Source organism: Auraticoccus monumenti, assembly GCF_900101785.1.
Taxonomy (GTDB): domain Bacteria; phylum Actinomycetota; class Actinomycetes; order Propionibacteriales; family Propionibacteriaceae; genus Auraticoccus; species Auraticoccus monumenti.
Map to the genome: position 1 here is coordinate 2777395 of NZ_LT629688.1, position 23573 is coordinate 2800967.

The following is a 23573-nucleotide window of genomic DNA, read 5'->3' on the forward strand; positions in this document are numbered from 1 at the left end:
GCGCTCAGCCCACCAGCCGCAGCCGGCGGGGGGAGACCGCGACGCTGACCTGCTGGCCCCAGGTCAGCTCGAGGTGGTCGTCCTCGATCCCGTCGCCGAAGCAGACCAGCCGCTCGGACTCCACCCGCAGCACCAGCTCCCCCCGCCCCAGCAGGCCCTCGGTGGCGGTGGTGCCGGTGACCGGGGAGGGCCAGGCCTCACGGACGAACCAGGCCAGCGCGGTGCTGCTCGGGTCGGGCAGGGCCAGCGGGCTGTGCCGTTCCAGCCAGAGCGAGCGGCACCACCCGGTGGCCCCGGTGCCGGTGGCCACCACCACCCCCGAGGACGCCTGCTGCTCCCCGTCGTGTCCCGGCGCGGTGATCCGGTAGCGGGCGGTCTGGTGGCTGGGGTGGCCGAGGAAGACCTCGTTCAGCGCGTGCAGCTCCTGGCCGCCGTCGGTGCGGGCCACCACCATGCTGAGCTCGGTCACCTGGTCGCGGGCGTGCAGCAGCTCCGCGGTCGCCGCCGGCCGGTGGCGGACCAGCACCCCGGGGTTGCGTCCCGGCCACGGGTCGATCCCCAGCACCGGCTGGTCGCGGAGGTACTTGGCCACGTTGGCCACCAGCCCGTCCTGCCCGACCACCACCGCCACGTCGTCGGGGGCGAAGAGGAACCGGGCCAGGTCGCCCCGCTCCACCCGGCCCTGGCGCCAGTCCGGCGGCACCGCGGCGGTGACGGCCTGCAGGGCCGCCTGCTGCTGCTGGTGGCGCTCCTCGACCTCGGTCAGGGTGCGGCCGCGGGTGCGGAGGAAGAACTCGGCCTGCCCGCGGGTGGCGTGGCGGGCCAGCAGCTCCTCCAGCTCGGTCCGCCGGTGCACCACGACGACCCGCGGCGGGAGGCTCATGCCGACCGCCCGGCGAGCCGGGCCAGCACCGGGCTGAGCAGCTCCGGGGTCAGCACCAGGTGCTCCACGGCCGGCAGGTGCTCGGCCACCTCCTGGGCGGTGAGGGCCCAGAGCACCTCGGCCGGGACATCGGCGTAGGCGCCCAGCCGCGCGGTCTGGGCCTCGGCCTCGGCCTGGCCCAGCGCGCGGGTGCGCTCGGCCTCGGCGGCCACCCGGACCTGCTGGGCCGCCGCCTGCTCCTCGGCCTCCCGGCGGGCGTTGGCGCCCCGCTGGGCCACCAGCTCCGCCTCCTGGCGCGACAGCTCGATCCGGCTGGTCAGCTCGTTCTCGGAGATGGTGCGCTCCCGCTCCACGGCCAGGGCCCGGCGCTCGTAGCCGGCGCGGTCGGCCTCGGTCTGGATCCGCTCCCGGGTGGGGGTCTCCAGCGCCCGCTCCACCTCCGGCTGCGGGCGGACCGCGACCACCCGCACGCCGAGCACCTCGATCCCGGTCTCGCCGAGCCTGCTGTCCCCGGCCAGGGCGGCGGCCCCGGTGCTGCGGATCTGCTCGATGCCCTCGCTCAGGGCCCGGGCCAGCGGCATCCGCGCCACCAGGTCCAGCACGTGCTGCTGCATGGTCCCCACCAGCAGCGAGGCGATCTGGTCCAGCGGAGAGCCCTGCCAGCGACCCGTCCCCGGGTCCAGGGAGAAGTCCAGCCGGAGCGCGGCCCGGTCCGGCTCGGCCACCCGGTAGCTCAGCGAGGCCTGCACGGTGACGTCCTGGAAGTCGGCGGTGAGCGCGTGGAAGAGCAGCGGCAGCTCCCGGTCGTCCACGGGCACCTCCGAGAGCACCGCGTGCAGGGGGCGGAACCAGAAGGACGTGCCGGTGCCGCTGTGGCGCAGCTGCCCCCGGTCCAGGTGGAGCACGTGCATCGTGGCGCTGCTGCGCAGGTGGCTCACGATCGGGTAGCGGCTGATGTCGGCCACGGGGTCCTCCTCGGTTGTTGTCGTCAACATGACGATAAACCGGACGGCTACTACTCGTCAACTTGACGAGAAGCGGTTAGGGTGGGTCCGTGACCGCCCGACCGAACGCCGCCCTGACCGTCGACCTGGTGGTGCTGACCGTCCGTGCCGACGAGCTGCAGGTGCTGCTGGTGCGGCGGGGCATCCCGCCCTTCGAGGGCGCCTGGGCGCTGCCCGGGGGCTTCGTCGGCGCCGAGGAGACCCTGCTGGCCGCCGCCGGTCGCGAGCTGGAGGAGGAGACCGGGTTCGGCCCCGAGCAGGTGCACGTCGAGCAGGTCGGCACCTACGGCGACCCCGGGCGCGACCCGCGCGGTCGGGTGGTCACCGTCGTCCACCTGGCGCTGCTGCCCGACCCGGGGGTCCCGCGCGCCGGCACCGACGCGGCGGAGGCCGACTGGCGCCCGGTGCGCGGGGTCGAGTCCGGTGCCGTGCCGCTGGCCTTCGACCACGCGCGGCTGCTGGCCGACGCCCTGGAGCGGGCGCGGGCCAAGCTGGAGTACTCCCCGCTGGCCACGGCCTTCTGCCCGCCGGAGTTCACCGTGGCCGACCTGCGCCGGGTCTACGAGACGGTCTGGGGGGTGCCGCTGGACCCGCGCAACTTCCACCGCAAGGTGACCGCGGCGCCGGGGTTCGTGGAGGCGACCGGGCGGACCCGCACCGAGCGCGGACGTCCCGCCCAGCTGTTCCGCCGCGGGGACGCCCGGGTGCTGCACCCGCCGCTGGTGCGGGAACGGCCCGCGGCCGGCGGCGACGGGGGATGATGTCGGCGTGATCATCGACCTGCACACCCACTCCTCGGTCTCCGACGGCACCGACCGCCCGGCCGAGCTGGTGGCCAAGGCGGCCCGGGAGGGCATCGACGTGATCGCCCTGACCGACCACGACACCTTCGACGGGCTGGCCGAAGCGGGGCGCGCGGCGGTCGAGCACGGGGTGGAGCTGCTGGGCGGGCTGGAGATGTCGACCCAGCGGCGCGGGCACAGCGTGCACCTGCTCGGCTACGGCGGACGCCAGGACGACCCGGCGCTGGTGGCCGAGCTGGCCCGGGTGCGGGCCGGTCGGGAGGACCGGCTGACCCCGGTGCTGGCCCGGCTGGCCGCGCTCGGGATGACGCTGAGCGAGGAGCAGGTGCGCCACCACGTCGGTGCCAGCCCCTCGGTCGGACGTCCGCACGTGGCCGACGCGATGGTCGCGGCCGGCTACGTGGCCGACCGGACGGAGGCCTTCGACCGCTTCCTGGCCGACGGGGGGCCGGCGCACGTGCCGCGCTACGCCACCGACTTGGTCGACGGCCTCCGGCTGCTCCGCGCCGCCGGTGCGGTCACCGTGGTGGCCCACCCCTGGGGGAGGGGCAAGGAGTGGCAGCTGCCCGAGGAGGTCTGGCCGGCGCTCGCCGCGGCCGGGCTGGACGGGGTGGAGGTCGACCACTTCGACCACGGCCCCGACCAGCGGCGGAGGCTGCGGGCGATCGCGGCGGACAACGACCTGCTGGTCACCGGTTCCAGCGACCACCACGGGATGGGCAAGGTCGACCACGAGCTGGGCCGGGAGCGCACGGACCCCGAGGTCTACGCCGAGATCCGCCGCCGCCTGGACGAGCGCGCAGGGCGCGCCGCCCCCGGCTCTCCCGGCCGGTAGGGCGCCAGCTGCGGGATCTGCGGGGAACCGTACGCCTCCGACGTCATTGACCACGACCCCGTGGGTGGAGTACTCGGACCTGGGGAAGAGGCTGATCGCCCGCGATCGACGAAGTGCCATCACCGGCCGATCTCGACGACACCCGCTGGAGCGGCTGCAGGCCGCCCGCGACGCCCCACAGGGCTGACCGGGGCGCGTCAGTGGGCATCAGCGAGGGCCTCGGTAACCTTCTTCAACGTGCTGGAGAGATCTTGTCTCATTGGTGGACCTGAGTCCCCAGGCCTGTCAGCGCGGAGTGGTCTGGGTTCCCGATTCCCTCTCGGGGCCGGAGTTGGCTGCCGGGACGGGGAACTCGAGGTCAATCGTCGGAGCGGGGTCTGGATCCGGCGGTACGTACGTAGTCTCGCTCAGGCTGCCCAGTGACGATGGTTTTTGAGCGGTCCCGGCAGGTCGGCGACTCGCTGGCTCAGAACCGCCGCTCGAAAGTCGTGTGATCCACGCCACCTACTTTTCGATCAGGGGTTTCGAGCAGGCAAGTTGCCGGGCGCCAGTAGCGCGATGCCGCCGTGTGTCAGTAGGGGATCCCTGACCGGGATGTAGTCGCGGTAGCGTCGAATTCGTGTCGTACAGCCAGGAGCGGGTGCAGCGTGCGGCTGACCACTGGGGCCTGGTGATCGGGGAGCCCTTGACGGGTGGGTCCCGCTCGGCCGTCTTCGCCGCACGTGATGCCGGAGGCAGTGACGTCGTGCTCAAGCTCCCGCCCGCCCGCGGCGGCGGGCGTGGCGCGGCCTCTGCCGAGGCCGCTGTCCTGATGTCGTGGGCTGGAACGGGTGCAGCGATCACCCTGCTGGATGCCACCGACGATGCGCTGCTCCTGGAGCGCGCACGACCGGGTGCCGGGTGGCCATGGAGGTCTCAGGAGTCAGCTGTCGGGACCATGGTCGACGTTGCCGGGGAGCTGGTGAGCAGGCTGTGGTCGGCGCCGATGCCAGCTCACCGGCTGCCGACCTTGGTCGAGGTGTATCCCGAGCACGAGCGGGTCGCTCGTGAGGACGCGGCCATGGAACAAGGTGAGCGTGCCGAGCCAGGTCGCGGCTTCCTGGGGCTGCTGCGCCTTCCGGACGCCCGATCGGCAGCGGACCACCTCTGTCGCACGACGCGCGAGCCGAGGCTGCTCCACGGGGACTTCATCACCAAGAACGTGGTCAGCTCCGCCGGCAGCCCAGTGGGCTGGGTCGTGCTGGACCCGCTCCCCGTGATCGGGGATCCCGGCGCTGAGGTGGCTGCGTTCGCGGCCTACCAGCCTGCCGAGCTGATCCTGCCGGTGGCGGAGTCGCTGGCCAGATTGACCGGAATTGATGTGGGGCGCTCCCTGCGGTGGACGGCAGTCTGGACTGTTCACCAGGCGGCACAGGCGTGGCGGGAGGACCAGGAAGAGGTCGAGGCCCTCATCGCCTCGGCCACGGTGCGCGACCTGCTGACCTGTAACGGACTTGCACGCTAAGCGATCCCCTCACATTCCGGTGTTGCTCGCCTCAAATCGCTGACACTTTGTAGCCACACGTCGACGGAGTCGACGACCGAATGGGACGCGGCGCGACGTAGCTGGGGTCGGATGAGCCGGCAAGAGGCTGGCAAGCAGTGACTACCTTCGGTGCATGTCCTCCGACGGCGTTGTGCTCGAGATGAACGATCCGCACCAGCTGGTACCAGCTGCGGCCCGAGATGACGTTCACCTCTCCCAGATCGGCCACAGCGAGGTTCCGAGGTTCGCTGCGCTGTATCGGACGATCTGGGCGCCTCTGGGTGGGGGTGGGCGCGAGGCGTGGACCGTGGCCGATTGGCGCAGCGAGTTGGCGCAGCCAGGAACTGAGGCATGGATCGCGACCTTGGGCGGGCACAATGTCGGGATGGCCCAGATCGGCTGGACCGGACAGGGAGACGCCGGCTTCACGGTCATCGGCGTCATCCCGTCACGTCAGGGAGAAGGGATTGGTGGCGACCTTCTGACGCGGCTGACCCGCCACCTGTGGGAGCACCCGGCTCCGAACGGTCGGGCGACCCACCGCGTCTGGCTCTGGACCCTCCCCGACGAGCACCCTCACACGATCCCGAACTACCTCGCGCGAGGCTTCCAGCGCGGCCCAGACCTCGTCGGATAGCCGCCGAGAAGCGCGAGCGCGCCAGGGCCGCGATCCATGGTCGCCAACGCCGAAAGGCGGTCTGTGTGGCCCTCACACGGCCGCCAATGGCGGGCTGTGTCGATGAGCGATCGGCGACCGGACGCCTCGGCAACGAGCTCTCTGCCCAGGTAGGCGGCTACTGCTGGGTCAGGTCTGGCGACCACCCGTCGATGACGAGATGGCGGACAGTTGTCAGCTGGGTACCGATCAGGTCCCGCACTACTACGGGTCGGAGGACGACCGAGGTCACGTCGGCAACGGGGAGCCACTCCTGGACCAGGTGCGGTTCCCGGGGTTCCACGTCCTCGCGGTCGATGGTCGCGCGTAGGTAGTGCTCCAGCCCGTGGATCTGCTTGTCACCAGCCATGAACCGGTTCTCGACCACGAACAGGTACTCCCAGCTCACCAGCCGCGCGTTGGTCTCCTCCTCGATCTCGGCGCGCAACCGCGCTTCGAAGGTGTCGCCGATCTCGTACTCGCCACCGATGAAGGCGTAGTTGGTGCCGGGTGAGTCACTGGGCCGCTGGACCAGCACACGTTGAAGGTCGTTGGAGAAGATGATTGCTCGCACTGAGGGCCGAACCAACCGTCGTCAGGCGACCACGTCGAAGAAGTCCTGCTCCATCGAAGACATGCTGAGAACCCTCGCACGACGTGGAGGGTCAGGTCATCCGCTCATGTTTACGCCTCGAGCACCGCAGCCAGCCTGGCCCAGGCAGTTGCGTCGGCGGGCAGTGACCCGAGTTGATGCCGCGCCACTTGGTCGACTTCATCGACCTGAGTGGGGATCGGGTCTCCGCTGACCGTGGCAGAGAACAACAGCCGCACTCCGTGGCGTTGCACGCCGTCGCCCAGGTCGTAGACGTCATCATGGACAGCCAGCAGCCGGCCTACTCGGGCATCCAGGCCGGTCTCCTCCCGTACCTCGCGAATGACAGCATCGCTGGGGTGTTCACCGAACTCCAGGCCGCCGCCCGGCAACGTCCAGAGCCCAGCGGCAGGGCCCGGGGCCACTTGGTGGACCAGGAGCAACGCATCCGCTGTCTTGCAGACGCCATAGGCGCTCACTCGCGTTGATCGACTCACTCGGAGACCGTAACGGCATCCCCGACCGGCCGACGGCCGTATCTCCGCCCTCCGGCGGTGCGCATGTACAGGACGTGGCGGGTGCGCTGTACTGACCTGCAGCCCCGCCCTGACGACAGGACCCGCATGCTCCGATACCGAAGAGTCGTGTTGAAGTTGAGCGGTGAGGCGCTGGCCGGGGACACGGGTTGGGGGGTTGAACCTGACCGGCTCGCGTACCTGAGCGAGGAGGTTCTCGCCGTCCACGACCTCGGGATCCAGGTGGCCGTCGTGGTCGGGGGCGGCAACTACTTCCGCGGTCGGATGGCTGAGGGTTGGGGCATCGGACGAGCCGAGGCCGACAACATCGGCATGCTTGGCACGGTCATGAATGCCCTGATGATGCGTGGCGCTCTTACGGCGCGGACCAGTGCCGACGTCCGGGTGATGACCGCGGTCCCGATGCAGTCCGTCGCCGAACCGTTCATCCGGCTACGAGCCCTCTCCCACCTGGACCAGGGCAGGATCGTGATCCTGGCCGGCGGGATCGGCCAGCCCTACGTGACCACCGACTACCCCTCGGTCCAGCGCGCGCTCGAGCTGGAGGCCGACGCACTCCTGGTCGCCAAGCGCGACATCGACGCCGTCTACGACAAGGACCCCAACGTCCACCCCGACGCCGTCCCGTTCACCCACCTCACCTACGACGCCGCCATCTCCACAGGCATCAAGGTGATGGACACCAGCGCCTTCGTCCTCGCCGGTGAGCAGGGCCTGACGATGCACGTCTTCGACGTGGCCCAGCAGCAGCTGATGGGGCGCATCTGCCTCGGGGAGAACATCGGGACGCTCATCACCGCCGCCGTCCCGTCCCAGTAGGGATCGGCTTGCGCGCAGCCTTGGACCGGCGGCGGCGCTACATCTGGTACGAAGCCCTGGTGACCGCTGCTGACTTTCGGGATCAGGTGATCTACCTCGATCTGGACAACACGCTGATCAACCGAGGGGCGGCCTTCGGCTCTTGGGTCGAGCACTTCTGCTTGGAGCACCAGCTTTCTGAACAAGCACGCACGTGGTGGCTGGATGAGGACCGCGACGGCTATCGGAACCGGCTGGATCTCGCACAGGCGGCGACCGAGCAGTGGGGACTGACCAGCACCCCAGAAGTTCTCGCGCTGGCGATGCAACGTGGCCTGGTCGATCACCTGGTGCTCGAGCCTGGCGTCGAGGATGGGCTTCAGGCACTTCGCGCCGCGGGTTTCCTGCTCGCCATCGTCACCAATGGAGGCGCCCAGCAGCAGCGGGCCAAGGTCCGCAAGCTCGGGCTCGACCATCTGGTCGACGCCGTCGCGATCTCGGGGGAGGTCGGCGTCGCTAAGCCGGACCGCGAGATCTTCGTCCATGCCGCAGCGTTGCTCAACCGAGACCTGGGCACGGGGTGGATGGTCGGTGACAGCCTGGTTCACGACATCAAAGGTGGTCGTCGTGCTGGGCTGCGGACCATCTGGGTTTCTGGTGGTCGGACCCAGTCGGAAGTTGCTGACGCTGGCCGCCCTGACCTGGTCGTCAACCGAGGCGCCGACGCTCTCTCCGTCCTCCTGCACGGACTCGGCACGTCCGACAACTCAGCACCTTAGGGAGCGAGTGGCACTTCCTCGACACGTGAGCCGCGCGTTCGGATGACGATCGTCTACCGAGATCAGTCGTTGGAGAAACAGGTGGCCGGTCATCTAATCGTGTGAGTGGATGAGGTCATGGCCAAGACCCCGTTTCTCGCTGACTTGCACAGCCGCTTCGGTCTCCCTCGTTCGCAGGTCGCGGGCCTGGCTGCGCAGGCAACTGGCCATGACGTCGAGACCATCGAGCGGCTCGCCCGAGGCTACGACAACGAGGTCCACCGCGTAACACTCACGGGTGAACTGGTCGTGTATGTGCGGATTCGTCGTTACGGCGAAGGCACCCAGGAGCAGGAAGCGTGGGCGATGGACCTGGCACGCGCGGGCGGTGTCGCTGTACCCGACGTTCTGTTGGTCGATGCCGCCAGCGAGAACGCAGACGGCCATCCCGTCATGGTCGTCGCCGCTGCCCGCGGACAGCAGCTCGAAGAAGTGCTCGCTGCGGTCACGGATCAGCAACGACATCAACTTCTGTCCAATGTCGGACACGAGTTGGCTCGGCTTCACTCCATCGATATGCCCGGGGTGTGGCGACCCGATCACGACGGGCAGTGGCCCGATCCCGTCGAGCTGCGAGCAGGGTTCGCTGCTAAGCGACGGGGCGAAGCCGACCAGCTGACCGCGGCCGGCATGACGTCCGCCGAGGTGAACCGGATGATGGCTCTGTTGGAGGTTTCGCCCGATCCGCCCGGCACCGGTTTCGTCCTCTGCCACGGCGACGTCAGTTCCGAGCACATCTTCGTTGACTCGACGCTCCAGGTCAGTGGGCTGATCGACTGGGGGATGTGGCACGCAGGCTCACGCACCGGTGAGCTCGCGGGCGTTGCCAACAGCTTCGGCTGGAACAATCTTCAACCGATCCTCCAGGGCTACGGGCACGGCTTGCCCAGCAACGGCGACACACTGCTGCGGCAGTTGGCGACAACGCTTGCCGTTCAGCTCATCGGACATATCGCCCATGACGTCGCCATCGAGGACTCGGACGGTGCCGCCAGCAACGTCGCCGCGGTCCGCCAGGCGCTGCGCGTCCTCGATGACACTGGCCCCAGTTGAGCTGTCTCATCCGGCCTGCTGCGCTCATCTCACGCCAACCGGTATCGCGTCTCGCTGAGGGATCGGCTTACGGGGCGTGTCGAGCCGATGCTCACGTGACTCACGCTAGGTGAGCTTCTGGTTCTAATTCTGTCCGAATCGGGGGATTGTGGAGCCCGACGTCTCGGACGATCCTGTCGACGATGTCGGCAGCGCTTTCGCTGGGGAGGATGACCTGTTCTTCAGGAAGTTCGAGGAGATCGTTTGAGTGATACCACTCCGCCAACTTCCCCGCGGGCACGGTGTGGGCCTTCGTCAGATGTCGCGTCTGGGTCTCAACCAGGGGGATGTCGAAGTAGTAGTGGAAGGTCGGGCCGCGATGGTCGCCACTCAAGCGACGCAGCATGGACCCGTAGTGCTGGGAGCCGAAGATCCCGTCAGCGATGACGTGGTAGCCGGCGTTCAGCGCGTAGCGGATGGTCATGTCGATGAGTCCGATGTTGGGCAGATCGGGCCGATCGTGCTCGCGAAGGACGGTTCGGCGGAGGTAGTCCTGCTCGACCAGCGCCACGCCGCGCCCCAGCCGCGATCGCAAAGCGGCGGCGACCGTGGACTTGCCAGCGGCAGAGTTGCCTCTGAGCACGATCAGCACTGTGGTCGAGCTTCCGACGGGATCGGGGCCGGTGGGCATCCCATGACCCTAGGCGGCAGACCCACCGCCGTGCCGACACCTCGCACGGTCAGCGATCGTCGTACGGACGCCCGCCGAGGGATCGGCTACCGGGACGCTCCCAGTCGTGGACAAGCGCACGTTCATACCGCTGTCAGCACAAAGTCGTGCGAGAACGTCGCGGGAGACCACCCCTAGAACGCGTCAAACGCAGCCGAGCGCGCAGCCGCACACCACTGCGCGGGCAGTGCATAGGCGTGCCTGCACCCGCTCCGGGTTCGGCGCGATCCGCGGCTGGGTGAGGTGCGGGTGAACCAGCACTGGGCCGCATCGCTGAAGCTCCTAGCCCCTACAAGTCATCTGAGCACAACAATGAGCTTGCCCCGCTTCAAACGCTTACCTCGGTGCGCCTTAGCGACGACGCGAGAGATGCGAAGACGCTCAAAGAGCGGCTTGTTTAGGTCGTAGGGAAGTTCGGCTGTCCCGCCGGGCACTCCGGCGAGGGCCGAGTACTGTCCGCCGACTCCCGCGAGGGCGGTGAGAGCCTGCCGGCCGTCGCCTCCTCCATCGAGGTAGCGCTCTACCAGTCGGACGACGGTCTCAGCCGCGAGGCCAACCCCTGTAAGCATCTGGAGGGTTGAGCTGCTCACCTTCCGGTTAGAAGCGAGTTGGATATCCGCGGCCACCTGCCAGGTGGAGGTGTCACCCGGCTCGATGAACTCCGCAGCTTGGCTCAGGACAACGGCCTTTAGGTCCTCGGACACAACGGTGCTGAGAAGGAAGTCCTTCACCAGGGGGCTAGGAAGAATCGCGGGCGACAGATGGTCGCCGGAAAGCCGCAGACGCCGACATCGCGGACTCGATCGTAGCCCAGTCGGTACCGGCAAATCGGGCGAATATCTCCTCGGTGTCAGCGACCAGCCTCTCGGCCAGAAGCAACGAGAGAAGTCGGCCCGCCTCGGCGGGCACGTCGGACGGTTCGAGGGGTTCAGCAAGGTCCAGGCTTTGAGTAAGCCGGACTCGATGGGCGGGGTCCGCAATGGCGGTGCGCGAGTTCAGCAGCGCCGTCGCCAGGGAATGCAATTCACTCTGGGCAACCTTGTCGTGCAGCTCGATGGCTTCGGCCGCGGTCAGCAGATTCCCGAGGGCGTCGTCGATGCCCTGTTCGGCACGGTAGTCCTGGATGTTTGCGATGGTGGCGGGGAACCGATGGTGCGCAGCCATGGGTACCCACGTCTCGGTCGGGGCTTCTGCTAGGCGGGTGAATCGACAGGCCGGTGAAGAACCCGCGATCAGCGCCTCGATGTGCTCGGCGTTCCAGCGGCCAGCTACGTCATCCAGGATGCCGGCGAAGTGCTGCGGTTCGTCGATGGTGAACTCGGTTTCGTCGTCGTCCGCAACCGCCGCTAGGAACGCTTCGGGTTGCTCGAGGCAGTCCGCGTAAAGGGCCTCCGAGTCGCCTCGCACGCGGTCCAAAGCGATGGTCGGCGCCGACTCCATGGCGGCGCGCAGGTTCGTGGTCGTGAGTGGGTACAGGTCCGCTTCCACCACGGCGCGCAGCATCGTCGGGTGTAGGGCGGAGAGGTCGGCGATTCTGGCACCGGACTTCTCCGTCGTGGCGACGATGGTGTCCACCTGCGCCTGCTGGAGTTCGCCGGTGTAGGACGTCATGCCTGCGTAGTTCGTCGCCAAAAACTCGCCGAGTGCGTCTTCGGCGTCGTAGGAGATGTCGGGGTTCAGGGCGCTGAGCGCGGCGTCGACGTAGGCCACGCGCCGGCTGGCGTCCAGTTGTGCTTCGTGCGCCAGGTACACGAGGGTGTGTGGCCACCTGCTTGATAGACCGGCCGACAACCGGTCGCGGTGCTCGCCGTTCGACAGGTAGGTCTCAACGAACAACTGCTCGTCCTTGCCGAAGGCGGCCAGACGGTCGAGGACGAGGGTCGCCTGCGGGTCGCGATGCCCGAGGAGGTGGTCTAGGACTGAGACGTTGTAAGCGCTGGCGCCTCTTAGGCATCGGGGTCCTGCTTCGGCGAGGAGGGAGACGACCTCGTCGGGGCTGAGTTGGTAGTTCGCGTCGGAAGTGTTGGTGTCGACGTTTCGCACGATGAAGGTCTGGACGTTCTTGCTGAGCCTATTGCCGTAGAACTGGGCGACGTAAAGGGTGAAGTTGTGGTCGCTGTACCCCTCGCGAATCAGTTCGCGGGTCAGCTCTGACTTCAGCGCACCGATAACGTGTGCGAGGGGCAGTCCAGTGTCGTGCGCGGTGAACTCGGTGCGGCTGTTGAGCGCTGCCATGGACGCTCCTCGGAGGAAGTTCCGGTTGTCCTGGTGCTTCCGCCGTTCCTCGACCGAGCGGGTCGCCCGGTTCTTGAAGCCGTCGCCGGTCAACGGGTGGTTCAGGACCCGTTCAAGCGTCGCGGTCTCGATCTTGAACGGCGGAGGCACGTTGTACACCTGTCGGCTGACCGTGACGGTGATGGAGCCGTCTGCTGCTGCCTGCCGCCAAAATTTCAGCCAGTCGGTTACCTGGGTGCCGAACTCGGTGGTGCCGACCGTGATCGAGAGCATCTTCTGGCCGTGGCAGGCGATGTCGACAAGTTCGGTGAACCGAGCTCCCAGCTCGTCGGCCTGAGCCTGAGCTACGGAGGCGTCCGAGTCGGCGGAGTCGAGAGCCCGGAGTCGTTCGTCAGTGTCGCGGATGGAGTCGTTGACTGTCGCCCGGTAGGCCTTGTACAGGGTGTCGAGGTCGCTGCGACCGTGGATGATCTTCTCAAAGTCGGCAAGGTGGAAGTGCTTGTACAGCACCAGCGACAGCAAAGTGTCCGGGCTCAGGTCCGGAGCACCCTTGCCCTGCACGAGGAGCTGTTCGGAGAAGACGCAGTACTCGTTGCGGATATTCTTCAGCATCCGCATGTCCGGGACGTGCCGGGCGACCCGATCGATCAGCTCGTCGGAGGGACGGTGGGCCTCCCCCTCCGGGAACAGCTTGGCGAGCAGTTCGTGCGCGGAACGGTGGGTGATGAACGGGACCAGGGGGATGACCAGGTCAAAGAACTTGGTGCGGTTCGCTCGTTCGACCTCCGCCTGCGCCGCGTCGACGTCACCCTGCAAGTTAGTGGTAGACGCTCCGTCAGTGCCGCTGGACGACTCTTCCTCACCTCCATCGGGGCCGGGGGCCGTCGAGGTGGGTTCCTGGCCAAGCTTCTCGAAGACGCTGTCTCGGACCGCGTACACGAACCGCACTTTCCGACCCACCTGATTCGACTCGTTCAGGATCGTGTTCAACTCGCGCAACGCCTCGAAGATACCTGGGTTCTCGAACCGGTCGAGGTCCTCGAAGACGACCACGTCATAGTCGGTGACCTCGAAGAAGTACACGATCTCGGCCAGGTACTTGTCAAAGTAGCTGGTCGGGCGCTGTGCGAGGGTGACGGAAGCGCCGACAGCTGACAGCTGACTGACTGAGAACCGCTGATGCAGGAAGGCACGCACAGTCGTCAGCCCGGCCGTAGCAATACCGAGGGCGCCGGCGCCGGTCAGCCATTCCTCCGCACCCTGCCCGAGGAAATCAAGGTTCCATCCCAGGAGCACCGGTATCGCTACGGCGCCCGCGACCCCTGCCGCCGACGTCAGCGTCGCCCGCACGACCGGGAACTTCGAGTGCCGGTGGAAGTCCGAGGCAGGGAGCTTCTTCGGGGACTCTCTGTAGAGCAGTTGCTTGACGATCGCCTTCTCGATGCGGTTCGTGAGGTCCGCACCCTTGCTGGCCCCCTTCGCCGCCGAGCCGGGCTCTCCGAGATCGTTACCGAGGCTGGAGATGGCGACGTTCAATACCGTGAGCTCTTTGGAGTTCTCGATGTATTCGATGACGCTGGACTTGCCAGACCCGTAGCCGCCGGTCAGAGCGATGTTGAACACCTTGGGCTGCTGGAGTCCCGCTGTGAGGTATCGGGCGTACGTGCCGTGCTCGACCTCCTGATAGCCCGACGAGAGCGGCGTCAGGGTCCTGGATACCAGGTCGGTCGGCGAGGTTGGCGGCACAGAGGTGTCCTCGTTCATCTCAATCCACCCCGTTCCTCGAGACGGCGGTGCCGTCACCGCCAATGTCTTGATCGTTCTTATCCACAGCGTCCTTACGGTTGACACCTGCGTCCTGATCAGACGCTACCGGCGCCCACCGACATGTCCGGTTCGTCGTGCCGGCGCTAGCTCACTCAGCGTGTGTTGCGAGGGGAGCGTCTTTCAGCACCTCTTGGCAGGCGTCGTGTAACGAACGGCCAGAGGATGGCCAGTTCGTAAGCCGGTCCCTCACCAGGACAGCCTTTGCCGGCTCGCGACTACAACGAGCAACCATGCCGGCCGCCGGACCTCGATTCCCGTAACACCCGCCCGCAAAAAAGCCCGGTCAACGTCCCTCAAACGCTACAGTCCGCAGCATGCTGATCGGCTACGCCCGGGTGTCCACCACAGAGCAGGACCTCACCGCCCAACGAAACGGCCTCCTCGCCCTCGGCGTCAGTGCCGAGCAGGTCTACGTCGACCACGGCCTCACCGGCACCCACCGGTCCCGACCCGGCCTGCGCGAAGCCCTCGCCGCCTGCCGCCGCGGCGACACCCTCGTCGTCACCAAGCTCGACCGCCTCGCCCGGTCCCTGCCCGACGCCCGCGACATCGCCGACGAGCTCACCGCCAAGGGCGTCGCCCTCAGCCTCGGCGGCAGCGTCTAGGACCCCACCGACCCGATCGGCCGGCTCCTGTTCAACGTCCTCGGCATGGTCGCGGAGTTCGAAGCCGACCTCATCCGAGCCCGCACCCGCGAAGGCATGGCCGTGGCCAAGGCAAAGGGCCGACTCCGAGGCAAGAAGCCCAAGCTGTCCCCAGCCCAGGAAGCCCACCTGGTCAAGCTCCACCAGCAAGGAACCCACACCACCACCGAGATAGCCGAGCTGTTCGGCGTCGCCAGATCGACGGTCTACCGAGCCATCGGCCGAGCAGGAGCATCTACCCTCGACTCCCACGTGGTGCGTTGACCGGTTGAGACCGCCATCGTTTTCGAGCAGATCATCGACGGCCCGCAGATTGGCCTTCACAGGAGTACTAAAGGCCTACTCAGTGAGTAGGTCGTACGAAATGGTCAAGACGGTCCAGATTCGAGCACGAGATACACCCGCACCGCGCCCTACCTCTCCTGCAGGGGACCCTTCGGCCCTACCGGTCGTCGGGGTCCGGCCCGGGTCCCGGACGGGCGGCCTGGTCGCGGACGAGGGCGGCGGGGGCGCAGGCCAGCCAGGCGTCCCCGACGAGCTCCTCGAGGCGGACGGGGTCGATCTCGTCCAGCCGGGCCAGCACGATCGGGTAGCCGTGCAGGTGCTCGATGGTGAGCAGCACGTCCGGGTCGGCGGTCAGGGCGGCGTCCTTGGCGTCGAGGTCGGCCACCCGGGCGGCCAGGATGGTGCCGGCCGGCACCGGTCGGTCCCCGAAGCGGCGTCGGTCCGCCCCGCTGAAGGGGCGCTCCCAGACGAACGCCTTGCCCGCCACCGCCCAGGCCACCTGGCCGTAGGAGGTCGTCTCGCTGACCCCCGGGAGCTCCCGGGCCAGGCGTCGCACGTCGTCGAGGTCGGCCACGAGCCGACCGTACCGCGTCGGCTCAGTCCCCGACCTGGCCCCGCTCGAAGTAGTCCACGAGGTCCGGCGGCAGCGGCGGGACCTCCAGGGTGGCGCCGTCACCCCGGAGCGAGGCGGTGGCCAGCACGCCGGCCGCGACGGCCATCCGGGCCGCCACCGGCGAGGTCCGGGTGGGCCCGCCGCCGGCCGCGAAGCGCAGGAACTCCGCGACCAGCCGCGGGTCGGCGCCGGCGTGGTCGCCCTCGGCGGCCTCGATCGGCACCCGCTCGTCGGGCTCGGCGTGGCCGCGGTGGCGCCGGTCCCACACGGCGACGTGCCCGCCGGGGCCGTCGCCGAGGTTCTCGATCCGGCCCTCGGTGCCGATCACGGTGTAGTTGCGCCAGTAGTCGGGGGTGAAGTGGCACTGCTGGTAGGAGGCGAGCACCCCGTTGTCCAGCTGCATGGTCATCATCGAGAGGTCCTCGACGTCGACCACCGGGTTGAGCCCGGTCTGGCTGGCCGGCGGCCAGTTCCCGACGTCGAGCCAGTCACCCATCCGCTCACCGGTCCGGTCGCGACGGTCGGTCACGTCGCCGTAGACGGCGAGGGCCCCCATCGCCTGCACCCGCTGGGTGTACCCCCCGGCCAGCCAGTGGATGACGTCGAGGTCGTGGGCGCCCTTCTGCAGCAGCAGGCTCGTGGTGTTGCGTCGGTCGGCGTGCCAGTCCTTGAAGTAGTAGTCCCCGCCGTTGCCGACGAAGTGGCGGCACCAGACCGCCTTGACCGCGCCGATCCGGCCGGACCGGACGAGGTCGCGCATCTGGGTGACCACCGGCATGTGGCGCATGTTGTGACCGACGTAGAGCCGGCTGCCGGTCCGCCGGGCGGTGTGCAGCAGCTCGTCGCAGTGCTCCAGCGTGGTGGCCAGCGGCTTCTCGCAGAAGACCGCGGTCCCGGCCTCCAGGGCCGCCAGCGCCGGGCCGTGGTGCCGGTGGTCCGGGGTGAGCACCAGCACCGCGTCCAGGCCGAGGGCGAGCAGCTCGTCGAGGTCGGCGGTCACCAGGACGTCCTCCGGCACCTCGGCCCGGGCGTCGGCACGGCCGCGCTCGGAGGTGTCGCACACCGCGACCACCTCCGAGCCCCGGTCGGGCTGGTGGGCGTGGCGCCACAGGGAGGAGCGGGCGCCGAAGCCGACGATGCCGGTGCGGATGGTCACGGGGAGCCTCCCGGGTGCGTGGACGGTGGCCCGCCGGGCACGACCGCCGGTGACCGAGCGTCATCGTCGCACGCTCGCCGTGACCACCGGGCCCCGGCCCCACGTGCGGGTCGCGCCCGTACCCGACCCGGTCAGCTGTGGCGCGCAGCCGCACCGGACGGGGTCAGAGCGCCTGGCGCAGCAGCTCCAGGGTCTGCTCGCGGGCCGGCGAGCGGTCGGCCGGGTCGGACCGGGTGGCCCCGGCCACCGGGTGCACCATCACCTCGTCCACGCCGTGCTCAGCGGCCAGCGCGCGCAGCCGGGCCGCCGCGGTCTCGGGGTCGCCGACCACCCAGGGCTGGGTGAAGGCGCCGGCCATGTGGTCGTGGGTGACGCTCAGGGTGGTCTCGGCGGCGTCCTCGACCAGGGCCTGCGGGCCGAACTCCCCGCCGGTGCGCAGCGCGATCATCGACAGCAGGTGCGGACGGGCCAGCCGCTCGGCCTCCTCCGTGGTGGGGGCGACGGCGACGTTGACGGTCAGGAAGGTGGTCGGGCTCCCGGGGTGCTCGGCCAGCCGCCAGCCGTGCCGGTACAGCGACAGCGCCTCGGCGGTGCCCTGGCCGGCGAAGTGGTGGGCGAAGACGTAGGGAAGCCCGAGCTTGGCGGCCAGCCGCGCGGAGTAGTCCGAGGAGCCCAGCAGCCACACCGGCGGGCTGTCGACGGCGTGCGGGGTGGCGAGCAGGGCCTGGTGGCGGGCGGGTCGGCCACCTCCCGCGGGCAGGGAGATGGCGGCGCCGTCGGGGTGCATCATCGCCATCACCTCGGTGACGTCGTTCTCGAAGCGCTGGACCGCCGCGCCCTCTTCCATGCCGTGGCGCAGCACCCAGTTGGTCACCGGGTCCGTGCCCGGGGCGCGTCCGATGCCGAGGTCGATCCGGCCCGGGTGCGCGGCCTCCAGCAGGGCGAACTGCTCGGCGACGACGAGGGGGGCGTGGTTGGGCAGCATCACCCCGCCGGACCCGACCCGGATCCGCTCGGTGGCCGAGGCCAGCAGGGCGATCAGCACCGGCGGGTTGGTCGAGGCCACGGCCCGGGTGTTGTGGTGCTCGGCCACCCAGTAGCGCCGGTAGCCCAGCCGGTCGGCGGTCCGGGCCAGCTCGACGGAGGCCCGCAGCGCCTGGGCGGTGGTCTGCACGTCACGGACGGGGATGAGGTCGAGGACGGAGAGCGCGAGAGAGGTCACCCCAGGGCCAACCCGACCGGTGGTCGCGTTGTTCCGCCCGGACGCGGCCGACGCCGCCCTCCCGGTGTCGGGAGGACGGCGTCGGTCGCTGCTGCGCTCGTTCAGTCGGTCTGGACGGCGGTCGGCTCGGAGCCGCCCGACGTGCCCTCACCGGCGCCTCCGCGACCACCACGACGGCGGCGGCGACGACGGGGACGGGTCCCGGCCTCGCCCTCGGCGGCGGGGGTCGACGGGCCGGCGGTGCTGGAGGACGCGGGTGCCTCGCTGGTCGCCGTGGTGGTGCCGCCGCCGTCCTCGACCTCGCCGTTGCGGGTGCGGCGGCGGGTGCGGCTGGAGGGCTGGCGCGGGGTGCGCGGGATCTCGCGCTCCTCGGTCTCCCGGGGTGCGCGGTCGCCGCCCCGGGGGCTGCGCTCACCGCTCCGGCGTCCGCCGTCACGACCCGGGCCGCCCGGTCCCTGACCGTCAGGACGCTCCTCGACCTCCTTGGGCGGGGCGATCCTGCCCTTGACGCCCTCGGCGATGCCGAGGTCGGTGAACAGGTGCGCGGAGGTGGAGTAGGTCTCCACCGGGCTCTCGAAGGAGAGCCCGAGCGCCTTGTTGATCACCTTCCAGCGGGTGGTGTCGGCCCAGTCCACGAAGGTGATCGCCACCCCGGTGGCCCCCGCGCGCCCGGTGCGCCCGATGCGGTGCACGTAGGTCTTCTCGTCGTCGGGGCACTCGTAGTTGATCACGTGGGTGACGCCGGTGACGTCGATGCCGCGGGCGGCGACGTCGGTGGCCACCAGCACGTCGAGCTGGCCGTCGCGGAACTTCTTCAGCGCCTTCTCCCGGCCGGTCTGGTTCAGGTCGCCGTGGATGGGGGCGGCGTCGAAGCCGCGGCCGGCCAGGTCCTCGGCCACCCGCTGCGCGGTGCGCTTGGTGCGGCAGAAGATCATCATCCGGTCCCGGCCCTCGGCCTGCAGCACGCGGGCCACGATCTCGGGCTTGTCCAGGTCGTGGGCCTGGTAGATGAACTGGGTGGTCAGCGGGACGGTGGTGTTGTCCTCGGCCGACTCGGCCCGGATGTTCATCGGCTGGTTGAGGTGGCGCCGCGACAGGTTGACGATGGCCGACGGCATGGTGGCCGAGAACAGCATCGTCTGGCGCTTGGCCGGGGTCTGGGCCAGGATCTTCTCCACGTCGGGGAGGAAGCCCAGGTCGAGCATCTCGTCGGCCTCGTCCAGCACCAGCACCCGGATGTGCTTCAGGTTGAGCGCCCGGCGCCCGACCAGGTCGAGCAGCCGGCCGGGGGTGCCCACCACGACGTCGACGCCGGCGGCCAGGGTCTCGAGCTGGTGCTCGTAGCCGACCCCGCCGTAGACGGTCAGCACCCGGGCCTTCCGCACGGTGGCGGCGGTGCTGAGGTCCTTGCTGACCTGGGAGGCGAGCTCGCGGGTGGGGCAGACCACCAGGGCCTGGGGGGCGACGGCGTCACCGAGGTCCTCGTGGCCGGGCTCCCCGCGCAGCGTGATCCGCTGCAGCAGGCTCAGCCCGAAGGCCAGCGTCTTGCCGGTCCCGGTGCGGGCCTGGCCGATCATGTCGCTGCCGGCCAGGGCCAGCGGGATCGCCATCGACTGGATGGGGAAGGGGTGGGTGATGCCCACCGCAGCCAGGGCCTCCACCAGGTCGGGGTGGACGCCGAGGTCGGCGAAGTCCTGGCGGACCTCCGCGACGGGCTCGTCCTCGTCGGAGTCGTGCACCACGACGTCGCTGGAGTCGACCACCACGTCGTCGGGGGTGGTCGTCACCACCACGTCGTCGTGACCGGAGACCGGGACCTCGTGGGGGTGGTGACCGGCCGTGATGGCGGCCTCGTCGGGGGCGGTGGGGATGTGGTCGTTCTGCTCAGTCAGGATCGTCAGCCTTTGTGCGATCGGTGCGCCGCACCGAAGTCATCGAACCCGGCCAGCACGTCACCGCAGCCACCTCGTCCTCGCGGACGCGGGCCGTGGGAGCGCCAGGGCGGGGACGCACAGGTGTGCGTGCCACCGGCCAGTCTAGACCCCGGGGCCGCAGGCACGAACCTGACGCGCCACGCCGTGCGCGCCGGACAGCCTCAGGAGGCCAGCCCGAGCTGGGCCATCCGGACCGTGTGCTCCTCGACCAACCGGGAGAACATCCGCGAGATCGCGGCCAGATCCATCCCGGGACGGTCCACCGTGCCGGCGAGCAGGTCGGTCAGGTGGTCGCGGTCCGCGGCCACGCGCTGGGCCTGGCTGAGGGCCTCGCCGACCAGCCGGCGTCCCCAGAGGGCGAGCCGGCCGGCGATCGCCGGGTCGTCCTCGATCCCGGCCCGGACCCGGGCCACGATGTAGTCCGACTGCGCCTCGTTGGCCAGCACGGTGTGCACCACGGCGCGGGTCTCGGCGTCGACGTAGGCGGCCACCTCCCGGTAGAAGTCCGCGGCGAACCCGTCGCCCACGAACGTCTTGACCAGACCCTCCAGCCAGGAGCGGGGCGCGGTCTGGCGGTGGAAGGTGTCGAAGGGGGAGCGGAACGGGGCCATCGCGTCCATCACGTCGGCCCCGAGCTCGGCCAGGCGCGTCGAGACCAGCTGGAAGTGGGTGAACTCACCCGAGGCCATGGCCGCCATCTGCACCTTGTCGGCCAGGGTGGGTGAGGTGCTGGCGTCCTCGGCGAGACGCTCGAAGGCGCTCAGCTCGCCGTAGGCGACCAGACCCAGCAGGTCGATGCTGCCCTGCCGGTAGGACGCCGACGCCCCGTCCGCGGGCGGACCCGCCTCGGACGCCGCAGCGCCCTCCGGCGTCCCGACCGGCCCCGACGTCACGTCCGGCTCAGCCGGCGCCGAAGCCGACGCGGCGGGTGGTCTCCTCGCCGACCTCGAGGTAGGCGATCTTCGAGGCGGGCACCAGGACGGTGCGGCCGCGGGCGTCACGCAGGGTCAGCAGCCCGTCGTCGGCCACGGCCTTCTCGAGCTCGGCCCGGACGTCGTCCGCGGTGGCCTCGGACTCGACCGTGACCTCTCGCCCGATGTGCTGGATCCCGACCTTGATCTCCACGTGGCTCCTCCTGTGCCGGGCAGCGCCCGGCGTCGTCGTCTCCGGCCAGCCTGCCATGCCGGACGGCCCGCCCACGGCCCTGTTCGCCCACGGCGCAGCCGCAGGGGGGTCAGCCCAGGCCCTCGACCTCACCGGGCGCGGCCCGGCGCAGCACCATCCGGGTCCAGGCGCCGACGTACAGGCGGTCGTGCTCGCCCACCTCGACCCGCTGGCCCGGGGTCACCGGGTCCGACGGGAGCGGCCCGCTCGCCGGTCCCACGAAGGTGCCGTTGGCCGACTGCAGGTCCTCGACGAACCAGCGGGTGCCGTCGGTGGTGAGCTGGGCCTGGCGGCGGCTGACCCCGGAGTCGGCCTCGCAGTCGATGTCGGGGTGGATGCCGCGGCTGCGCGAGACCCGCCCGACCAGCAGCGACCGACCGCGCAGCGCCACCACCTCGGGCAGCCCCGGTGAGGGCATCGGGTCGGCGCTGTCCTGCAGGGCGTACCAGTCGGGGTCGATCCAGATCTCGGCCACCCACTCCGCCGCGCCCGGGGCCGCCGCGGGCGGGGCTGCGGCGGGCGAAGGGGCTGGTGCGGACGGTGCCGGCGCGGGGACGTCCGCGGCGGCGGCCAGGGCCTCCGGGGCGGAGGCCTGCGGCGGGGCGGGCTCCGATGAGGCGGGCTGCGGCGCAGCGGGCCCCGGGGCGGCGGGCTGCGGGGCGGCGGGCTGCGGGCCCGACCCGGGCTCGTCCAGCTCGTCGGGTCGGGTGGGGGTGGGGATCGAGCTCGCCTCCGGTCGCGGCATGGTCCCGGTGGTGAAGTCGTAGCCGCAGGCCTCGCAGAAGAGGGCGTCGGCCACGTTGACCGCCCCACAGTGGGGGCAGTCGCGGGTCTGCGCGGCCGGCGGCACGGTGGTGCCCGGTCCCGGTGCCGCACCAGGTGCCGGTGCGCCGAGGGCCGGTGCCGCCGCGGGGGCGGCGGTGACCGGGGCCCCGCAGACGTCGCAGTAGTCCTCGGCCGAGGTCTGGTGGCCCTGGGGGCAGGTGGTCATCTCAGCTCCGGATCCGGGTCGTCTTGGTCGAGGCGGTGTCCAGGGCCATCTCGTCGGCCCGGTCCACCTCTCGCTTGAGCCGCACCGTGCCGGTGCCCTCGTCCTCCACCTCGACCACCTTGCGGAGCCGCGTGGTGGCCTCCTCGTTGCCGGTGGCCGCCGCCAGCTGGACCGCCCGGCCCAGCCGCAGGGTGGCGGTGCCCTCGTCCCCGACCGCCTTGGCCGCCAGCCCCTCCTGGATGGCCTCGGCCAGCTCGGTCTGCCCGGTGTAGTGGGCGACCTCGGGGTTGATCCGGGTGGTCAGGAGCTCGTCGGCCGACCACTGCGCCTTGACCAGCGCCTGGGCCTGCACCTCGTCGCGGACCACCACCTGGACCCGGGCGGCGAGCTGCTCCTGGCCCAGCGCGCGGGCGGCCAGCCGGACCGCGACGTGGTAGTCGCGTGACTCGTCGGCCCAGGAGCCGGTGGGGAAGTCTCGGGTCAGGTCGTTGACCGGGGTGCCGCGCCCGGTGAGCTCCTCCACGGTGGGGGCGACCTGGCGGACGAAGAGCACCTGGGAGCCCTGCGGCGCCCAGACCCGGAGCCGGGCCTCGGCCACGCCGCGGGCCATCGAGGCCTGCATCAGCTCGGCGAAGACGGCCGCCATCTGGTTGGGGTGGGGGATGATGTCGACGGTGCCGAGCAGCGCCTGGGCGATCTTGCGGACCTCGCTGACCTTCCAGGCCACCCCGACCCCGCGGCAGTCGCACTGGAACACCCCGGTGGCCCGCTGGATCGCGGCGTCGAGCTGGACCTCGGACTCGTTGTGGTTCTCGCCGTCGGTGAGCAGGACGGCGTGCTTCTGCGCCAGCCCGGGCACCGAGCCGAACAGGTCGCGGGTCAGCAGCAGCCAGCTGCCGATGGCGGTGCCGCCGTCGGGGCGGAAGGAGGCGATCGCGCGGCCGGCCATCGCCCGGGTCTGGGCGTTCATCCGCACCATGCCCGGACCGCTCTGCACCGTCGGGTAGGCCAGGTAGGCGCGGTGGTTGCCGGCCACCACCGCGAACCAGGTGCCGTCGACGATCTGGCCCAGGGCCACGGTGGCGGCCTGCTTGGCCGCCTCCATTCCCGCGTGGCCCATCGAGCCGGAGGTGTCGACGATGATGATCTCCCCGGCGTCGCCCTGACCGCCCTGGCCGGCCACACCGGCCTCGGTGCAGGCGACGGTCACGATGGCGTGCACGTCGGTGCCCCCGTCGGGCAGGAACTCGTTCTGGTAGACGTCGGCGCTGAACCGGGCCATGGTGCTCCT

The 23573-nt window shown here is 70.2% G+C and carries 23 protein-coding genes and 1 pseudogene; 9 read left to right on the forward strand and 15 right to left on the reverse strand.

Features of this window, described 5'->3' with window-relative positions; translation table 11 throughout:
- Positions 1–4: 4 nt before the first annotated feature.
- Together BLT52_RS12920 and BLT52_RS21725 are read right to left on the reverse strand one after the other, a co-directional pair.
- Positions 5–883 (reverse strand): NAD(+)/NADH kinase, encoded by an 879-nt coding sequence (locus tag BLT52_RS12920; protein WP_090594150.1) that lies wholly within the window; start codon positions 881–883, stop codon positions 5–7.
- On the reverse strand, positions 880–1848 hold the full coding sequence (locus BLT52_RS21725; RefSeq protein ID WP_090594151.1) for an SPFH domain-containing protein: 969 nt from the start codon (positions 1846–1848) through the stop codon (positions 880–882). Before BLT52_RS21725 ends, BLT52_RS12920 begins: the two co-directional genes overlap by 4 nt.
- 89 nt (positions 1849–1937) lie before the next feature.
- On the opposite strand from BLT52_RS21725, the gene BLT52_RS12930 reads away from it, so the two are divergent.
- The 4 genes from BLT52_RS12930 (at position 1938) to BLT52_RS12945 (ending at position 5687) form a co-directional block, all read left to right on the forward strand.
- Positions 1938–2648, forward strand: coding sequence for an NUDIX hydrolase (locus tag BLT52_RS12930; protein ID WP_090594153.1), 711 nt, complete (start codon positions 1938–1940; stop codon positions 2646–2648).
- Between the two features lie 7 nt (positions 2649–2655).
- Positions 2656–3525 carry a PHP domain-containing protein gene (locus tag BLT52_RS12935; RefSeq protein WP_090594155.1) on the forward strand — a complete coding sequence of 290 codons (870 nt, stop codon included), beginning with the start codon at positions 2656–2658 and terminating at the stop codon, positions 3523–3525.
- Positions 3526–4144: 619 nt separating this feature from the next.
- A complete protein-coding gene (locus tag BLT52_RS12940) occupies positions 4145–5029 on the forward strand; it encodes an aminoglycoside phosphotransferase family protein (RefSeq protein ID WP_090594156.1) in 885 nt (294 codons plus the stop codon).
- 154 nt (positions 5030–5183) lie between these two features.
- Positions 5184–5687, forward strand: a complete 504-nt coding sequence (locus BLT52_RS12945; RefSeq protein WP_090594158.1) for a GNAT family N-acetyltransferase — start codon at positions 5184–5186, stop codon at positions 5685–5687.
- A gap of 157 nt (positions 5688–5844) precedes the next feature.
- Here the strand turns inward: BLT52_RS12945 and BLT52_RS12950 are convergent, their stop codons facing one another.
- Positions 5845–6279: an NUDIX domain-containing protein gene (locus BLT52_RS12950; protein WP_157677123.1), complete on the reverse strand. Its 435-nt coding sequence runs from the start codon at positions 6277–6279 to the stop codon at positions 5845–5847.
- A 110-nt stretch (positions 6280–6389) separates the two neighbouring features.
- On the reverse strand, positions 6390–6776 hold the full coding sequence (locus BLT52_RS20870; protein WP_231946302.1) for an NUDIX hydrolase: 387 nt from the start codon (positions 6774–6776) through the stop codon (positions 6390–6392).
- 165 nt (positions 6777–6941) lie between these two features.
- Here BLT52_RS20870 and pyrH point away from each other — a divergent pair, with 165 nt between their 5' ends.
- The 3 genes from pyrH to BLT52_RS12970 all read left to right on the forward strand — a co-directional run bounded on the left by pyrH (position 6942) and on the right by BLT52_RS12970 (position 9502).
- A complete protein-coding gene (gene pyrH / locus BLT52_RS12960; RefSeq protein WP_231946303.1) occupies positions 6942–7652 on the forward strand; it encodes a UMP kinase in 711 nt (236 codons plus the stop codon).
- 59 nt (positions 7653–7711) lie between these two features.
- Positions 7712–8410 carry an HAD family hydrolase gene (locus tag BLT52_RS12965; protein WP_157677125.1) on the forward strand — a complete coding sequence of 233 codons (699 nt, stop codon included), beginning with the start codon at positions 7712–7714 and terminating at the stop codon, positions 8408–8410.
- Positions 8411–8527: 117 nt separating this feature from the next.
- On the forward strand, positions 8528–9502 hold the full coding sequence (locus tag BLT52_RS12970; protein ID WP_157677126.1) for a phosphotransferase family protein: 975 nt from the start codon (positions 8528–8530) through the stop codon (positions 9500–9502).
- A 100-nt stretch (positions 9503–9602) separates the two neighbouring features.
- On the opposite strand, the gene BLT52_RS12975 is transcribed toward BLT52_RS12970, so the two are convergent.
- The 3 genes from BLT52_RS12975 to BLT52_RS12985 all read right to left on the reverse strand — a co-directional run bounded on the left by BLT52_RS12975 (position 9603) and on the right by BLT52_RS12985 (position 14210).
- The gene (locus BLT52_RS12975) at positions 9603–10172 is read right to left on the reverse strand and encodes an AAA family ATPase (RefSeq protein WP_090594166.1); all 570 of its coding nucleotides are present in this window, start codon (positions 10170–10172) and stop codon (positions 9603–9605) included.
- A 335-nt stretch (positions 10173–10507) separates the two neighbouring features.
- On the reverse strand, positions 10508–10942 hold the full coding sequence (locus BLT52_RS12980) for a hypothetical protein (RefSeq protein WP_090594167.1): 435 nt from the start codon (positions 10940–10942) through the stop codon (positions 10508–10510).
- A gap of 7 nt (positions 10943–10949) precedes the next feature.
- Positions 10950–14210 carry a YobI family P-loop NTPase gene (locus BLT52_RS12985; protein WP_090594169.1) on the reverse strand — a complete coding sequence of 1087 codons (3261 nt, stop codon included), beginning with the start codon at positions 14208–14210 and terminating at the stop codon, positions 10950–10952.
- A 377-nt stretch (positions 14211–14587) separates the two neighbouring features.
- Here BLT52_RS12985 and BLT52_RS21470 point away from each other — a divergent pair.
- Together BLT52_RS21470 and BLT52_RS21475 are read left to right on the forward strand one after the other, a co-directional pair.
- Positions 14588–14989, forward strand: a pseudogene (locus BLT52_RS21470) (recombinase family protein); the annotation flags it as partial.
- Positions 14975–15181 (forward strand): helix-turn-helix domain-containing protein, encoded by a 207-nt coding sequence (locus tag BLT52_RS21475; RefSeq protein WP_231946635.1) that lies wholly within the window; start codon positions 14975–14977, stop codon positions 15179–15181. The pseudogene BLT52_RS21470 and the gene BLT52_RS21475, both read left to right, overlap by 15 nt.
- Before the next feature lie 178 nt (positions 15182–15359).
- On the opposite strand, the gene BLT52_RS12995 is transcribed toward BLT52_RS21475, so the two are convergent.
- From BLT52_RS12995 to BLT52_RS13030, 8 genes are all read right to left on the reverse strand, one after another.
- Entirely contained in the window at positions 15360–15776 is a 417-nt protein-coding gene (locus tag BLT52_RS12995) for an MmcQ/YjbR family DNA-binding protein (protein ID WP_090594170.1), read from the reverse strand.
- Between the two features lie 22 nt (positions 15777–15798).
- Entirely contained in the window at positions 15799–16971 is a 1173-nt protein-coding gene (locus BLT52_RS13000; protein WP_090594172.1) for a Gfo/Idh/MocA family protein, read from the reverse strand.
- A 163-nt stretch (positions 16972–17134) separates the two neighbouring features.
- Positions 17135–18193: an LLM class flavin-dependent oxidoreductase gene (locus BLT52_RS13005; RefSeq protein WP_090594173.1), complete on the reverse strand. Its 1059-nt coding sequence runs from the start codon at positions 18191–18193 to the stop codon at positions 17135–17137.
- Between the two features lie 101 nt (positions 18194–18294).
- Complete coding sequence (locus BLT52_RS13010) at positions 18295–19935, reverse strand: DEAD/DEAH box helicase (RefSeq protein ID WP_269457612.1); 1641 nt, start codon at positions 19933–19935, stop codon at positions 18295–18297.
- A 353-nt stretch (positions 19936–20288) separates the two neighbouring features.
- A complete protein-coding gene (locus BLT52_RS13015) occupies positions 20289–21020 on the reverse strand; it encodes a ferritin-like fold-containing protein (RefSeq protein ID WP_090594174.1) in 732 nt (243 codons plus the stop codon).
- A gap of 7 nt (positions 21021–21027) precedes the next feature.
- Positions 21028–21252: a DUF3107 domain-containing protein gene (locus BLT52_RS13020; RefSeq protein ID WP_090594175.1), complete on the reverse strand. Its 225-nt coding sequence runs from the start codon at positions 21250–21252 to the stop codon at positions 21028–21030.
- 109 nt (positions 21253–21361) lie between these two features.
- Positions 21362–22282, reverse strand: a complete 921-nt coding sequence (locus BLT52_RS13025) for an FHA domain-containing protein (RefSeq protein WP_090594176.1) — start codon at positions 22280–22282, stop codon at positions 21362–21364.
- A 1-nt stretch (position 22283) separates the two neighbouring features.
- Positions 22284–23564, reverse strand: a complete 1281-nt coding sequence (locus BLT52_RS13030) for a vWA domain-containing protein (protein ID WP_090594177.1) — start codon at positions 23562–23564, stop codon at positions 22284–22286.
- Positions 23565–23573 lie beyond the last annotated feature (9 nt).